Origin of the sequence: Streptomyces sp. NPDC056160, from assembly GCF_042268205.1 — a bacterium.
In the GTDB taxonomy this organism is placed as follows: Bacteria; Actinomycetota; Actinomycetes; order Streptomycetales; family Streptomycetaceae; genus Streptomyces.
In genome coordinates, this window is the sequence record NZ_JBHJUW010000020.1 from 51,255 (window position 1) to 65,806 (window position 14,552).

General features: G+C 72.0%; 9 protein-coding genes. 1 reads left to right on the forward strand and 8 read right to left on the reverse strand.

The genetic code is table 11. The features are described 5' to 3' along the window. Positions 1 to 5: 5 nt before the first annotated feature. From ACFC02_RS10280 to ACFC02_RS10290, 3 genes are all read right to left on the reverse strand, one after another. Positions 6 to 1,415 (reverse strand): maltokinase, encoded by a 1,410-nt coding sequence (locus ACFC02_RS10280; protein WP_376354924.1) that lies wholly within the window; start codon positions 1,413 to 1,415, stop codon positions 6 to 8. Between the two features lie 93 nt (positions 1,416 to 1,508). Then, the gene (treS, locus tag ACFC02_RS10285) at positions 1,509 to 3,212 is read right to left on the reverse strand and encodes a maltose alpha-D-glucosyltransferase (RefSeq protein ID WP_376354927.1); all 1,704 of its coding nucleotides are present in this window, start codon (positions 3,210 to 3,212) and stop codon (positions 1,509 to 1,511) included. Continuing rightward, positions 3,209 to 5,416: a maltotransferase domain-containing protein gene (locus tag ACFC02_RS10290; RefSeq protein ID WP_376354930.1), complete on the reverse strand. Its 2,208-nt coding sequence runs from the start codon at positions 5,414 to 5,416 to the stop codon at positions 3,209 to 3,211. The genes treS and ACFC02_RS10290 overlap by 4 nt, the downstream gene beginning before the upstream one ends. Before the next feature lie 318 nt (positions 5,417 to 5,734). On the opposite strand from ACFC02_RS10290, the gene ACFC02_RS10295 reads away from it, so the two are divergent. Next, positions 5,735 to 8,404 (forward strand): glycosyltransferase family 1 protein, encoded by a 2,670-nt coding sequence (locus ACFC02_RS10295; protein ID WP_376354932.1) that lies wholly within the window; start codon positions 5,735 to 5,737, stop codon positions 8,402 to 8,404. A gap of 49 nt (positions 8,405 to 8,453) precedes the next feature. Here ACFC02_RS10295 and ACFC02_RS10300 read toward each other — a convergent pair whose 3' ends face one another. The 5 genes from ACFC02_RS10300 to ACFC02_RS10320 all read right to left on the reverse strand — a co-directional run bounded on the left by ACFC02_RS10300 (position 8,454) and on the right by ACFC02_RS10320 (position 14,550). Beyond that, complete coding sequence (locus ACFC02_RS10300) at positions 8,454 to 8,975, reverse strand: DUF1990 domain-containing protein (protein ID WP_360974835.1); 522 nt, start codon at positions 8,973 to 8,975, stop codon at positions 8,454 to 8,456. Between the two features lie 71 nt (positions 8,976 to 9,046). Continuing rightward, positions 9,047 to 10,708 carry a M4 family metallopeptidase gene (locus tag ACFC02_RS10305; protein ID WP_376354935.1) on the reverse strand — a complete coding sequence of 554 codons (1,662 nt, stop codon included), beginning with the start codon at positions 10,706 to 10,708 and terminating at the stop codon, positions 9,047 to 9,049. Positions 10,709 to 10,990: 282 nt separating this feature from the next. Continuing rightward, entirely contained in the window at positions 10,991 to 13,039 is a 2,049-nt protein-coding gene (locus ACFC02_RS10310) for a M4 family metallopeptidase (protein ID WP_376354938.1), read from the reverse strand. Positions 13,040 to 13,660: 621 nt separating this feature from the next. Beyond that, positions 13,661 to 13,960 (reverse strand): WD40 repeat domain-containing protein, encoded by a 300-nt coding sequence (locus tag ACFC02_RS10315; RefSeq protein ID WP_376354982.1) that lies wholly within the window; start codon positions 13,958 to 13,960, stop codon positions 13,661 to 13,663. Next, positions 13,891 to 14,550 carry a 1,4-alpha-glucan branching protein gene (locus ACFC02_RS10320; RefSeq protein ID WP_376354940.1) on the reverse strand — a complete coding sequence of 220 codons (660 nt, stop codon included), beginning with the start codon at positions 14,548 to 14,550 and terminating at the stop codon, positions 13,891 to 13,893. The genes ACFC02_RS10315 and ACFC02_RS10320 overlap by 70 nt, the downstream gene beginning before the upstream one ends. Between the last annotated feature and the right edge of the window lie 2 nt (positions 14,551 to 14,552).

Consider the following 14,552-nt stretch of genomic DNA (forward strand, 5'->3'; position numbering starts at 1 on the left):
CCGGGTCAGACGGGCTCGGCGCCCGCGGCGAGGCGGCGCACCGCCGAGAGCGGCACGGGGAGCCAGTCGGGGCGGTGCCGGGCCTCGTAGAGGACCTCGTAGACCGCCTTGTCGGTCTCGTAGGCCCGCAGCAGCACCGGGTCGGTGCGCGGGTCGCGCCCGCCGGCCTCGGCGTATCCGGTGCAGTACGCCGCCCGGCAGGCCGCCGCCCACTGGGGGACGGGCGTGCCGGGCGCCGAGTGCGCCGCGTAGTCGAAGGAACGCAGCATCCCGGCGACGTCCCGCACCACGGGCTGGGCCATCCGCCGCTCGGCCAGCGACTTGGCCGGTTCGCCCTCGAAGTCGATCAGCGACCACTGGCCGGAGGGGGAGCGCAGGCACTGCCCCAGGTGGAGGTCGCCGTGGATGCGCTGGGCGGTCCAGGTGTGGCCCTCGGCGGCGAGATCGGCCAGCGCCGTGAAGGCGGAGTGCAGCCCGGGGGCGTACGGCCTGAGCGCGGGCACCGCCTGGGCCGCCGCCTGGAGGCGCTCGGTCATGCCGTCGACCAGCGTCTGGACCTGGAGGTGCGCCAGGCTGACCATGGGCAGGGCGCGGGCCAGGGCCGTGTGGACCTCGGCCGTGGCGCGGCCCAGCGCCCGGGCCTCGGCGGTGAAGTCCTCGCCCTTGGCCAGCTCGCGCAGCGCCAGTTCCCAGCCGTCGCAGGCGCCCTGCACGAACGGCTGGAGCACGGCGAGAACGTACGGTTCCTCGCCCGCGTCCCCGGCGTCGGCGGTCATCCACGCGGTCGGCGCCGGGACCCGGGGGCAGCCCTCGCGGGCCAGCGCCAGCGGCAGCTCCAGGTCTGGGTTGACGCCGGGCAGGACCCGGCGGAGCAGTTTCAGGATGAACGTATCGCCATAGACCACCGACGAGTTGGACTGCTCGGCGGTCACCACCCTGGGCACCAGGTCGGGGCGTATCTCCCCGCGCCGTTCGCACCGCAGCCCGCCGATGCGGGCCCGGGTGCGCAGCGCCTCGAGGATCACCTCGGCGGGCCGGGGGTCGTACAGCGCCTCGTACACGGTGCGCCCGGCGAGCGGGCCCTCGTGGACGTGGCCGATCAGCGCGGGCGCCAGTCTCGGGGGCAGCGCCTCGCGCACGCCTATGAGCAGCTGGTAGCAGTCGCCGGGGTGCGGGACGCCGGCGCCCTGCGCGGCGGGGAGCGGCTGGTGGGCGCGGACGAGCAGGTGGTACAGCCCCAGCTTGCCCTCGGGCGGGAGCAGCTCGGTGGCCGCGACCAGGGAGAACGCGGTGACGGGGCGGCCCTTGCCCGCGAACCAGCGCTGCCGGGGCAGCCACTCGCGCAGCAGCGGGTCGAGGGACGCGAGGAGGCCGGCGCTGCCGGCGGTGACAGAGCGTGTGACGGCTTGCGACATGGCTTCCGACATGGCGTCGCGTCCAATCGCTGGTCGGGTGTGACTCACGCGTGCCCGCCGGCGGGGCGGCGGAAACCGCCCCGGGCGGCAGGCCTAGGCGGCGGCGTCCCTGCGCAGCCGGAACCAGTAGAAGCCGTGGCCCGCCAGGGTCAGCAGGTACGGCAGCTCCCCGATGGCCGGGAAGCGCACCCCGCCGAACAGCTCGACCGGGTGCCGTCCGATGAAGGCACTGAGGTCCAGCTCGGTGGGCTGGGCGAAGCGGGAGAAGTTGTGCACGCAGAGCACCAGGTCGTCCTCGTACTCGCGCAGGAAGGCGAGGACGGCGGCGTTCGAGGACTGCAGTTCGGTGTAGGCGCCGAGGCCGAAGGCGGGGTTCTGCTTGCGGATCTCGATCATGCGGCGGGTCCAGTGCAGCAGCGACGAGGGGGAGGACATGGAGGCCTCGACGTTGGTGACCTGGTAGCCGTAGACCGGGTCCATGATCGTGGGGAGGTAGAGGCGGCCGGGGTCGCTGGAGGAGAAGCCGGCGTTGCGGTCGGGGGTCCACTGCATGGGGGTGCGCACGGCGTCGCGGTCGCCGAGCCAGATGTTGTCGCCCATGCCGATCTCGTCGCCGTAGTAGAGGATCGGGCTGCCGGGCAGGGACAGGAGCAGGGCGGTGAAGAGCTCGATCTGGTTGCGGTCGTTGTCCAGGAGGGGCGCGAGGCGGCGGCGGATGCCGATGTTGGCGCGCATGCGCGGGTCTTTCGCGTATTCCGCGTACATGTAGTCGCGCTCTTCGTCGGTGACCATTTCCAGGGTCAGCTCGTCGTGGTTGCGCAGGAAGATGCCCCACTGGCAGTTGGCGGGGATCGCGGGGGTCTTGGCGAGGATCTCCGAGACCGGGTAGCGCGATTCACGGCGTACGGCCATGAAGATGCGCGGCATGACGGGGAAGTGGAACGCCATGTGGCATTCGTCGCCGCCGCCGGTGAAGTCGCCGAAGTAGTCGACGACGTCCTCGGGCCACTGGTTCGCCTCGGCCAGGATCACCGTGTCCGGGTACTGGGTGTCGATCTCCTTGCGCACCCGCTTGAGGAACTCGTGGGTGGCGGGGAGGTTCTCGCAGTTGGTGCCCTCCTGCTGGTACAGGTAGGGCACCGCGTCGAGGCGGAACCCGTCGATGCCGAGGTCCAGCCAGAACTTCAGCGCGGAGATCATCTCCTCCTGCACGGCCGGGTTCTCGTAGTTCAGGTCCGGCTGGTGCGAGAAGAAACGGTGCCAGTAGTACTGCTTGCGCACGGGGTCGTACGTCCAGTTCGACGCCTCGGTGTCGACGAAGATGATCCGAGCGTCCTGGTACTGCTTGTCGTCGTCGGCCCAGACGTAGTAGTCGCCGTAGGGTCCGTCGGGGTCCTTGCGGGATTCCTGGAACCACGGGTGCTGGTCGCTGGTGTGGTTCATGACGAAGTCGATGATGACGCGCATGCCGCGCTGGTGGGCGGCGTCGACGAACTCGACGAAGTCGGCCAGGTCGCCGAAGTCGGGCAGCACGGCGGTGTAGTCGGAGACGTCGTAACCGCCGTCTCTGAGAGGTGACTTGAAGAACGGCGGCAGCCACAGGCAGTCCACGCCGAGCCACTGGAGGTAGTCCAGCTTGGCGGTCAGGCCCTTCAGGTCGCCGATGCCGTCACCGTTGCTGTCCTGGAAGGAGCGGACCAGGACCTCGTAGAAGACGGCACGTTTGAACCACTCCGGGTCGCGGTCCTTTGCGGGAGTGTCCTCGAAGGTGTCCGGGACGGGCTCGTTGACGATCATGTTGTGGGTGACCCTCCGATCTGCGGGGTGGACGGTCGCAGGACGGTGAGGACGTGCGCGGGCCTGTGGCCCGGTTCGAGTCGCACATAGTTGGCCCTGCCCCAGTGATAGGTCTCGCCGGTCAGCTCGTCGCGCACCGGCACCGACTCGTGCCATTCCAGGCCGAGTTGCGGCATGTCCAACGAGACCGTGGCCTCCTGGGTGTGGTGCGGATCGAGGTTGGCGACCACCACAACCGTGTTCGATCCGCTCCGCTTCGAGTAGACGATCACCTCGTCCTTGTCGGCGTGGTGGAAGTGCAGGTCGCGCAGTTGCCGCAGGGCGGGGCTGCGCCGGCGGATGTCGTTGAGGCGGGTGATGAGGGGGGCGATGGTGCGGCCCTCGCGTTCGGCGGCTGCCCAGTCGCGGGGTTTGAGCTGGTACTTCTCGGAGTCGAGGTATTCCTCGCCGCCTTCTTCGAGGGGGGTGTTCTCGCAGAGTTCGTAGCCGCTGTAGATGCCCCAGGAGGGGGAGAGGGTGGCGGCGAGGACGGCGCGGACCTCGAAGGCGGGGCGGCCGCCGTGCTGGAGGTAGGCGTGGAGGATGTCGGGGGTGTTGGTGAACAGGTTGGGCCGCATGTAGGCGGCGGCCTCCCCGGTCAGTTCGGTGAGGTAGTCGGTGAGTTCCTGCTTGGTGTTGCGCCAGGTGAAGTAGGTGTAGGACTGCTGGAAGCCGATCTGGGCGAGGGTGTGCATCATCGCGGGGCGGGTGAAGGCCTCGGCGAGGAAGACGACGTCGGGGTCGGTGGTGTTGATCTCGCCGATGACGCGTTCCCAGAAGACGACGGGTTTGGTGTGGGGGTTGTCGACGCGGAAGATGCGTACGCCGTGGTCCATCCAGTGGCGCAGGATGCGGACCGTCTCGGTGACGATGCCGTCCATGTCGGCGTCGAAGGCGACGGGGTAGATGTCCTGGTACTTCTTGGGCGGGTTCTCGGCGTGGGCGATGGTGCCGTCGGGGCGGTGGTGGAACCACCGGGGGTGTTTGTCGACCCAGGGGTGGTCGGGGGAGCACTGGAGGGCGAAGTCGAGGGCGGTCTCCAGGCCGAGGTCGCGGGCGCGGTGTACGAAGTGGTCGAAGTCGTCGAGGGTCCCCAGGCGGGGGTGGAGGGCGTCGTGGCCGCCTTCGGGTGAGCCGATGGCCCAGGGGACGCCGACGTCGTCGGGGGTGGCGGTGAGGGTGTTGTTGCGGCCTTTGCGGTGGGTGGTGCCGATGGGGTGGATCGGGGGGAGGTAGACGACGTCGAAGCCCATGGCGGCGATGGCGGGCAGGCGGCGTTCGGCGGTGCGCAGGGTGCCGTGGGGTTCTTCCGCGGTGCCCTCGGAGCGGGGGAAGAACTCGTACCAGGCGCCGTAGAGGGCGCGCTCGCGTTCGACCTGGAGGGGCAGCGGGTCCGAGGCGGTGACCAGCTCGCGCAGGGGGTGGCGGGCCAGGACCGCGTCCACCTCCGGCGTCAACGCCGCCGCCAGCCGGGAGGCGGCCGGCCGCTGCCCGTCCCGCAGGGCCGCCCCGGCGGCCAGCACGGTGTCCCGCTCGGGCCCCTCGGGCACGCCGGCCGCCGCCCGGGCGTACAGCAGGGCGCCCTCCGTCAGCACCAGCTCGGTGTCGAGACCCGCCGGGATCTTGATCCGGGCGTGCCGGCGCCAGGTGGTGACCGGGTCTCCCCACGCCTGAACGGTGTACGTCCAGCGGCCCGGCTCGCCGGCGGTCACGGTGGCGCCCCAGCGGTCGGTGCCGGGCGCCAGCTCGCGCATCGGCGTCCACGGGCCCGGCCGCCCCTGCGGGTCGCACAGGACCACGTTCGCCGCGACCGCGTCATGGCCCTCGCGGAACACGGTGGCCGAGATCTCGAACGACTCGCCGGTCACCGCCCTGGCGGGCCTGCGGCCGTGCTGGACGACCGGCCGGACGTCGAGGACGGGGATCCGCCCGACGGCGGTGGCGTCCCGGGCGGGGGACGGCGCCGGGGGCGCGGACGGCGGTGAGGACGCGCCCGCGGCGGACGGCGGCAGCGGGCCCGGGGGCGCGACGGCGTCGGCCGCGGGCGCCGCCGGGTCTGCCGGGACCACCGGGTCTGCCGGTGCCGCCGGGTCCGCGGCGCGCGGCCTGCGCGCGCCTTTCCTGCCGTTGGCCGGGGGTGGTGCCGAGTGGTGCGTGGCGGGCATGACCGCTCCTGTCCGCGTCAACGAGGGTGTGGGCGGATGTCAGTGGGGAGGTTGGTCCTGCGGAGTCCTACTGTCGGGCGTACCGCAGGAGCCTTCCCACCCTTTTCGGGTGAGCAATCCGGGACTTTGTTAACTACTCGCGTGTATGTCCACACACAAAGTTGGCCGTGTCTTGGCCCGCCCGGCGGCGTAGCCCCCAGCGGCACCCGCGCCGGCACCGGTACGGTGCTGTGTGACGGGGCGCACAGTGCCGTGCGTCCTGCCGGCGAAGCGCACCGTGCCGTGCGGCCATCAGCGAACGCGCCCAGGTGGTGGAATGTGAAGGCGATCCGTCGGTTCACCGTCCGTCCCGTTCTCCCCGAGCCCCTACGACCCCTCAGCGAGCTGGCCCGCAATCTGCGCTGGTCATGGCATGCGGAGACGCGTGACCTCTTCCAGTCCGTCGACCCGGAGTACTGGGCCGCGAGCGGCGGCGACCCGGTCCGCCTGCTGGGCGGAGTGTCTCCGGCCCGGCTGGCCGAGCTGGCCGCCGACCGCCGCTTCCTGCGCCGGCTGACCGCGGCCGCCGACGACCTGCGCGACTACGTGAGCGGCGAGCGCTGGTACCAGGCGCAGCCCTCGGGGCTGCCCGCGGGTGTCGCCTACTTCTCGCCCGAGTTCGGCGTCACCGCCGCCCTGCCTCAGTACTCCGGGGGCCTCGGCATCCTTGCGGGCGACCACCTCAAGGCCGCCAGTGACCTGGGCGTACCCCTGATCGGGGTCGGGCTGCTGTACCGGCACGGCTACTTCCGGCAGTCCCTGTCCCGGGACGGCTGGCAGCAGGAGCACTACCCGGTCCTCGACCCCAACGAGCTGCCCGTCACCCAGGTGCGCGAGGCCGACGGCAGCCCTGCCAGGGTCTCGCTCGCGCTGCCCCGCGGCAAGGCCCTGCACGCCCGGATCTGGCTGGCACAAGTTGGCCGGATCCCGCTGCTCATGCTGGACTCCGACGTCGAGGAGAACGATCTCGGCGAGCGCCAGGTGACCGACCGGCTGTACGGGGGAGGCAGCGAGCACCGGCTGCTCCAGGAGATGCTGCTGGGTATAGGAGGGGTGCGTGCGGTGCGGACGTACTGCCGGCTCACCGGGCACCCCGAGCCGGAGGTGTTCCACACCAACGAGGGACACGCGGGCTTCCTCGGCCTGGAGCGGATCGCCGAGCTGGGCGAGCGGGGCCTCGACTTCGACGCGGCCCTGGAGGCGGTGCGCGCGGGGACGGTCTTCACCACGCACACGCCCGTCCCGGCCGGCATCGACCGCTTCGACCGCGAATTGGTCGCCCGCCACTTCGGACCCGACGCCGAACTGCCCCGCATCGACGTCGAGCGCATCCTCCGGCTGGGGATGGAGACCTACCCCGGCGGGGAGCCCAACCTGTTCAACATGGCCGTGATGGGGCTCAGGCTCGCCCAGCGCGCCAACGGGGTCTCGCTGCTGCACGGCGGCGTCAGCCGGGAGATGTTCGCCGGGCTGTGGCCGGGCTTCGGCCCCGAGGAGGTGCCGATCACCTCGGTCACCAACGGCGTGCACGCCCCGACCTGGGTGGCCCCGGAGGTGTTCCGGCTCGGCGCCCGGCAGATCGGCGCGCAGCGCGCCGAGGACGCGCTGTCGGTGGGCGGCTCCGACCGCTGGGACTCGGTGGCCGACATCCCCGACGAGGACATCTGGGAGCTGCGCCGCGACCTGCGCGAGCAACTGGTCGCCGAGGTGCGCCGGCGGGTGTGGGCGGCGTGGCGGCAGCGCGGCGCGGGCCCGGCCGAGCTGGGCTGGGTCGACGACGTGCTGGATCCCGGGGTGCTCACGATCGGCTTCGCGCGCCGGGTCCCCTCGTACAAGCGGCTGACGCTGATGCTGCGCGACCGGGACCGGCTGATGGACCTGCTGCTGCACCCCGAGCGGCCGGTGCAGATCGTGGTCGCGGGCAAGGCGCACCCGGCGGACGACGGCGGCAAGCGGCTGATCCAGGAGCTGGTCCGCTTCGCCGACGACCCGCGCGTGCGCCACCGGATCGTCTTCCTGCCGGACTACGGCATGGCGATGGCGCAGAAGCTCTACCAGGGCTGCGACGTGTGGCTGAACAACCCGCTGCGCCCGCTGGAGGCGTGCGGCACCTCCGGCATGAAGGCCGCCCTGAACGGCTGCCTCAACCTGTCCGTGCTGGACGGCTGGTGGGACGAGTGGTACCAGCCCGACTTCGGCTGGGCCATCCCGACCGCGGACGGCGGCGCCCCGCTGCCCGCGACGGCCGGCGCGGAGGCCGACCACCGCGACGACGTCGAGGCCGCCGCCCTGTACGAGCTGCTGGAGGGGCGCATCGCGCCCCGCTTCTACGAGCGCGGCCGGGGCGGTCTGCCCGACCGCTGGATCGAGATGGTCCGCAGGACCCTGACGCTGCTGGGGCCGAAGGTGCTGGCCGGCCGGATGGTCCGCGAGTACGTCGAACGTCTGTACACCCCGGCGGCGCACGCCCACCGCGCCCTGGACGCGGACGCGGCCCGGGAGCTGGCGGCCTGGAAGGCGCGGGTGCGGGCGGGCTGGCACGAGGTGACGGTCGACCACGTGGAGACGTCCTGCCCGGTGGCCGGAGGCGGCGGGGAGCCGTCGTCCACGGCCACCGCCGAGCTCGGCTCCACCCTGGGCCTGCGGGTGCGCGTCGGCCTCGGCGGCCTCGGCCCGGAGGACGTCCGGGTGCAGGCGGTCTCGGGGCGGGTCGACGAGGAGGACCGCATCACGGACGCCACCGCGGTCCCGCTGAAACCGGCGGGCAGCCCCGACCCGGACGGACGCTGGGTCTACGAGGGCCCGCTCTCCCTGGACCGAACCGGGCCCTACGGCTACACGGTCCGCATCCTGCCCGACCACCGCCTGCTCGCCTCCCCCGCGGAACTGGGCCTGGTGACGGTGCCGGCCGAGGACGCGGGCGACGGAGCGGGGGTGCTGCTGCGCTGACCGCGCCCCCGTCCGGCGCCGCCGGGCGGGGTCCGGCGGCCGGTGCGGGTCAGGTGCCGTCGCCGAGGCCGGCGCACAGGCGGCGCAGTACCGTGCCGCAGCGGCGGGCGTAGGCGTGCTGGAAGCCGCGGGCCGCCGGGCCGCCCGCGCGGGCGTACCACTTGGCGGGGCGGCTGAAGGCGGTCACGGTCAGCCAGACCGTGCCGTCCCCGGTGCGGTCCACGACGAAGGACTCCTCGCCGGTTTCGGGGTGGCCGGGCAGGGTGCCGTAGGCCCAGCCGGCGCGGCGGGGCTCGTCGAGGGTCCAGACGATCCGGCAGGGGGCCTTGATCACCCCGGCGAGCGTGACGGTGACGTCGGCGCCCGGGGCGGCACGCTCGGCGCCGGTGTGGATGCCCACACCGGCGGCGCGGTGCAGTTCCCAGGTGAGGACGGCCTCGGCGGCGCGCCGGAAGACCTCCTCGCCCTCTCCGATGCGGGTGCGCACGTGCAGGGGGTGGAAGCCGGGCGGGCAGTGGCCCTGCTCGCGGGTCGCGCCGACCTCCTCGTAGGTGAAGTCCTCCGAAGACATGGGACCCAAGCGTAGGGCGGCACCCGGGTCAGTGGTCCCCCGGGTGCCGCCCGTCGGCTGCCGCTCCTCGATCAGTTGACGTTGACCCCGGACCAGGCCGCCGCGACCGCCTTGTACTCGGTGCTGGACGAGCCGTACAGGGCCGACGCCGCGTTCAGGGTCGCCGTGCGGGCGGCCTTGTAGTTGGTGGTCGACGTCATGTACGTGGTCAGCGCCTTGTACCAGATCTGCAGCGCCTTGTCCCGGCCGATGCCGGTGACCGTGGAACCGTTGGACGTCGGCGAGTTGTAGCTCACGCCGTTGATCGTCTTCGCGCCGCTGCCCTCGGCCAGCAGGTAGAAGAAGTGATTGGCGACACCGGACGAGTAGTGCACGTCCTTGTTGCCCACCGTGGAGGACCAGGAGTCGGCGGAGGCGCCGTCCTTGCTGGGCTTGTCCATGTAGCGCAGCGGGGTGCCGTCGCCGTTGATGTCGATCTTCTCACCGATGAGGTAGTCGCCCTTGTCGGTGGCGTTGTTGGCGTACCACTCGACGCCGGTGCCGAAGATGTCGGAGGTGGCCTCGTTCAGACCGCCCGACTCGCCCGAGTAGTTGAGCCCGGCGGTGTTGGAGGTGACGCCGTGGCTCATCTCGTGCCCGGCGACGTCCAGCGCGGTCAGCGGGTGGGTGTTGCCCGAGCCGTCGCCGTAGGTCATGCAGAAGCAGCTGTCGTCCCAGAACGCGTTGACGTAGTTGCTGCTGTAGTGGACGCGGGAGTAGGCGCCCACGCCGTTGTTCTTGATGCCGTTGCGGCCGAAGGTGTTCTTGTAGAAGTCCCAGGTCTCCTGCGCGCCGTAGGCGGCGTCGGCCGCGGCCGTCTGGTCGGAGGAGGAGCTGGAGGCGGTGCCGGTGCCCCACACGTTGTCGGCGTCGGTGAACAGGGTGCCGGTGCCGCTGGTCTTCCGGGCCAGGTTGTACGTCTTGTGGCCGCCGCGCGTGGTGTCGTACAGCTGGTACGTAGAGCCCGACAGGGTGGTGGTCAGGCTGACGGTGCCCGAGTACAGCGTCTTGCCGGAGCCGGTCGCGTTCTCGATGCCCTGGTACTCGTAGAGCTTCTTGCCGGTGGCGGCGTCGGTGATGACGTGCAGCTGGTTCGGGGTGCCGTCGTCCTGGAAGCCGCCGACGACCGTCTCGTAGGCGAGGACGGGCTTGCCGTTGCCCGCCCAGACGACCTTGCGCGGGGCCTGGTCGGCGGCGGTCTGCGCCGACCCGGCGTCCTTGGCGAGGGACACGGCCTGCTGCTCGGCCTTGGCGGCGGTGACCTTCGGGGTGAGCGAGGCGACCTTGATGGCCGCGCCGGTGGCCTTGGTGACGCCTTCGGTCTTCCCGGCCTTCGAGGTGTGGACGATCAGGTCGCCGCCGAGGACCGGCAGGCCGGCGTAGGTGCGCTCGTAGCGGGTGTGCACCGTGCCGTCGGCGTCCTTGACGACGTCCTTGGCGACGAGCTTCTCCTGGGCGCCGAGGCCTATCTGCCGGGCGGTGCCGGTCGCGTCCGTCTGCGCCTGCTGGAGCAGCGAGGTGCGGGCGGCGGCGGTGAGGGAGGTGGGTGCGGCGGCCAGGGTACGGCCGCCGGCCTCGGCCGGGGTCTGGGCCGAGGCGCTGGTGGTCAGGCCGGTGCTGAGGAGGGCTCCGGCGGCGACGGCGGTCGCGGCGGCCAGCATGGTGCGCTTGTGACGCAGGTGGCGGGGAGTCACACAAGCTCCTTATGTGGGGGGCCCGGCCGGCGTGGGGGTGCCGGCCGGACGGAAGGTCGGTTGCTGTGCTCGTGCGGCGGGTGGAGAGAGAGTGACATCAAGGACGCGTACATGTCAGGACCCCGAGGTGATGTTGGCCGAAAGTTGACTGTCCGGTTCGTGTTTCGGCAGTGTGAACGGGCGCCGCCCCGGGTGCTTCTCCTCCGGAACGGCGCCCTGCCTCGGGGGACTTGGGACGCCGGCGACGGCCTGCGGCCCTCGCCGGGCGGCCCCGGCCGGCCGTTACGGGAAGGTCAGCTTCCAGCCGTCGATGTAGCCGGTGTCCTGCGGGCCCTTGTCCTGGACGCGCAGCTTCCAGGTCCCGTTGGCCGCCGACGCGGACGCGTTGACCGTGTAGGTCGCGTGCACGTCCGGCGTCGGGTCGTAGCCGCTGCTCTTGAGGCGGTACGTCGACCCGTTGGGGGCGACCAGGTCGATCTGGAGGTCACCGCTCCAGGAGTGGACGATGTCCACCGAGACCTGGAGGTTGGAGGGCGCGTTGCCGCTGCGCCCGGAGACCGTGATGGACGAGGTCACCGCCGAGCCGTAGTCCGGGATGTTCACGTTCGAGGTGTTCTCGAACGAGGTGCCGCCGCCACCCGGGTCGCCGCCGCCGGAGCGCGAACCGACCGCGACCCCCGCCCACGCGTCCTGCACGGCCTTGTACTCGGCGCTGGAGGTGCCGTACAGCTCACCGGCCGCCGCGAGCGTGCCGGTGCGGGCCGCCGCGTAGTTGGTGGTCGAGGTGAACTTCGTGGTCAGCGCCCGGTACCAGATCTGCAGCGCCTTGTCCCGGCCGATGCCGGTGACGGGCAGCCCGTCCGCGGTGGGCGAGTCGTAGCTGACGCCGTTGATGACCTTGGCGCCGCTGCCCTCGCTCAGCAGGTAGAAGAAGTGGTTGGCGATGCCGGACGAGTAGTGCACGTCCTTGTTGCCCACGCCCGAGTACCAGGAGTCGGCGGAGGCGCCGTCCTTGCTGGGCTTGTCCATGTAGCGCAGCGGGGTGCCGTCGCCGTTGATGTCGATCTTCTCGCCGAGGAGGTAGTCGCCCTTGTCGGCGGAGTTGTTGGCGTACCACTCGACACCCGTGCCGAAGATGTCGGAGGTGGCCTCGTTCAGACCGCCGGACTCGCCCGAGTAGTTGAGGCCGGCCGTGTTGGAGGTGACGCCGTGGCTCATCTCGTGGCCGGCCACGTCGAGTTCGGTGAGCGGATCGGCGTTGCCCGAACCGTCGCCGTAGGTCATGCAGAAGCAGCTGTCGTCCCAGAACGCGTTCACGTACGAGTTGCCGTAGTGGACGCGGGAGTAGGCCGCCGCACCGTCGTTGCGGATGCCGTTGCGGCCGAAGGTGTTCTTGTAGAAGTCCCAGGTGACCGCCGCGCCGTAGTGGGCGTCGGCGGCGGCGGTGGCCGCGTTCGACGTCGTGCCGTCGCCCCAGGTGTCGCTGGACTGCGAGAACAGCGTGCCCGTGCCGGACGAACCGTGGTTGAGGTTGTACGTCTTGTGGCCGCCGCGCGCCCCGTCGTTCAGCGTGTACGCCGAACCCGACTGGGTCGTCGTCAGCGCGACCTGGCCGCTGTACTGGGTGTTGCCGACACCGGTCTCGATGCCCTGGTAGCGGAACAGCTCCTTGCCCGTGTTCGCGTCGGTCACGACGTGCAGCTGGTTCGGGGTCCCGTCGTCCTGGAAGCCGCCGATCACCGTCTCGTACGCCAGCACCGGGGTGCCGCTCGCCGCCCAGATCACCTTGCGGGAGGACTGGTCCACCGAGGCCTTGGTGCCGCCGAGCGTCCTGGCCCGCTGCACGGCCTGCTTCTCGACGGTCGCCTTCGACACGCTCGGGGTGAGGCTGCGGACCTGCACGGCCGCGCGGGTGGCCTTGAGCACGCCCTCGGTCCGGCCCGACTTCGCGGTGTCGACCACCAGGTCGCCGCCGAGGACCGGCAGGCCGGCGTAGGTGCGCTCGTAGCGGGTGTGGAGGGTGCCGTCGGCGTCCTTGACGACGTCCTTGACGACCAGCTTCTCCTGGGCGCCCAGGCCCAGGTCCTTCGCCGTGCGCGCCTTGGCGCCGTCGGCGTCGCGGACCAGCTCGGCCCGCTGCGAGGGCGTGAGCTTCACGGCGACGTGGGCCGGGTTGAGCTTGCCGGCGTGCGGGGCCTGCGCGGGGGCCGCGCTGGCGGCACCCGACTGGACGGCCGTGGCGATCAGCGCGGCGACACCGGCCAGGGCGATGCCCGCCGCCCGGCGGTGGGTGGTGTGGGAGGTGCGTCTGCGAGAGCTGCTGCTACTCAACACTGACTCCTTCTGCGTGGCCACGGGTCGCGCGGCCATGGGGGAGATCCGGACGCGGGGTGAGCCGTCCGGGCAGAACTGCGAGAACGCGGAACCAGATGCGGACGTGCGAGATGCGGACGTGCGACGTGCTGCGACGTGCTGACGTACGAGGTGCGGGCCGGGCCACAGTCCGCAAAACGGTGGGGGGTGCTGTGAGGCGACTGAGAACGGCCGAGGGGAAGATTGGCAGGAGTACGCGACCGTTGTCAGGAGCGCGTCATCAAGTTGGCTGGAAAACGTTCGTTGTCCGGAAGTTCATGTTCGGTATACGAACCGGACGACCGGGGCGGCCCGACCGGCCCCGCCCCGGGCCCCTTGCGGCGGGGATCGGGCAGTTGCCGGACTGGGGAGCCTGCCGGGCGCTGTTCGGGCTCCGGCCAGGCCGTCGGGACCGCGGCCGTCCGGCCCGGGCGCAGGTGCCGCGTGAAGAAGCGGACCGCGCTGTCGGCCTCGAAGCCGGGCAGTTCCTTGTGGGCATGCCGGCGCCGGGGCGCTGCTCCGGGCGGTCCGTTTCCGCCCCGGGGCGGCCCGGTGCGGGCGTTACGGCACCGGGCGCGGGGCCGGGTACGCCGTCGAAGCTCAACCGCCGTTCGTGGCGGCCGAGCGGCGGGCCGCCACCGGGGGCATCCGCAGCCGGACCGTCCGGTCGCCTGCGCCGGTGGCGAGCAGGGTGCCGTCGGGGGAGGACGCGAGCGCGAAGACCCCGCCCGCATGGTGCAGCGGCTCGCCGACCGGCTCCTGGGCGCGTACGGGTCCGTACGGGCGCCCGCCGTCCGGCCGGGGCGCACCCGTACGGATGCCCGGGCGCCTCAGTCCCGGGCGCCGGTGTGCAGCACCGCGAACACCCCCCGGGCACGGGAGCCGTCCGGCTGGTGCCAGGGGCCCGCCACGTGGCCGGCCGCCGTCGGCGGGAGCGGTGCGCCGTCGCCCGGGGCCGGGGTCAGGAGCCGGTGCAGGCGGAGCAACGTGCCGTCGCCGGCGGTCAGTTCCGTGGCCCGTGCGGTGTCCCTGGCCGTGGTGAAGGCGGTGGGGACCGGGGCCGGGGCGGTGTGGGAACGGGTGATCTCGCGGTCGGGGGTGTCGCTGACGCTCTGCGCCTGGGGCTCGGCCCGGCCGTCGATCAGGGCCGCCGACTGGGCGACGAATACCGGGTCGTGGCAGCCGTCGTAGGCCCAGCGCGGCCCCAGTACACCGTGCTCCATGGTGCCGACCAGGGCGTGGTCCGTGCCGCCGAGAGGGGCGGCGCGGTAGGTGAGCGGCACCAGGTACGTGGCGGGGTGGGGGCCCGAGGCGTCGTTGACGATCATGAACTCGATGCCGACCTCACCGTTCGGGTCGTCGAGGCGGAAGCCGCCCGCCTTCGTCAACTCCGGTGCGGGCGAGCCTGCGTACCACGGGCGGGTGGGCAGCCAGGCGGTGAGCAGTTCGAGCTTGGTGGGCTTGACGGTGGTGCGGTGGATGACAGCCATGC

Coding starts and splice junctions, on each gene's coding strand:
- ACFC02_RS10290 (WP_376354930.1), bottom strand. CDS start 5,416: ATGCCCGCCACGCACCACTCGGCACCACCCCCGGCCAACGGCAGGAAA.
- ACFC02_RS10320 (WP_376354940.1), bottom strand. CDS start 14,550: ATGGCTGTCATCCACCGCACCACCGTCAAGCCCACCAAGCTCGAACTG.
- ACFC02_RS10300 (WP_360974835.1), bottom strand. CDS start 8,975: ATGTCTTCGGAGGACTTCACCTACGAGGAGGTCGGCGCGACCCGCGAG.
- ACFC02_RS10280 (WP_376354924.1), bottom strand. CDS start 1,415: ATGTCGCAAGCCGTCACACGCTCTGTCACCGCCGGCAGCGCCGGCCTC.
- treS (WP_376354927.1), bottom strand. CDS start 3,212: ATGATCGTCAACGAGCCCGTCCCGGACACCTTCGAGGACACTCCCGCA.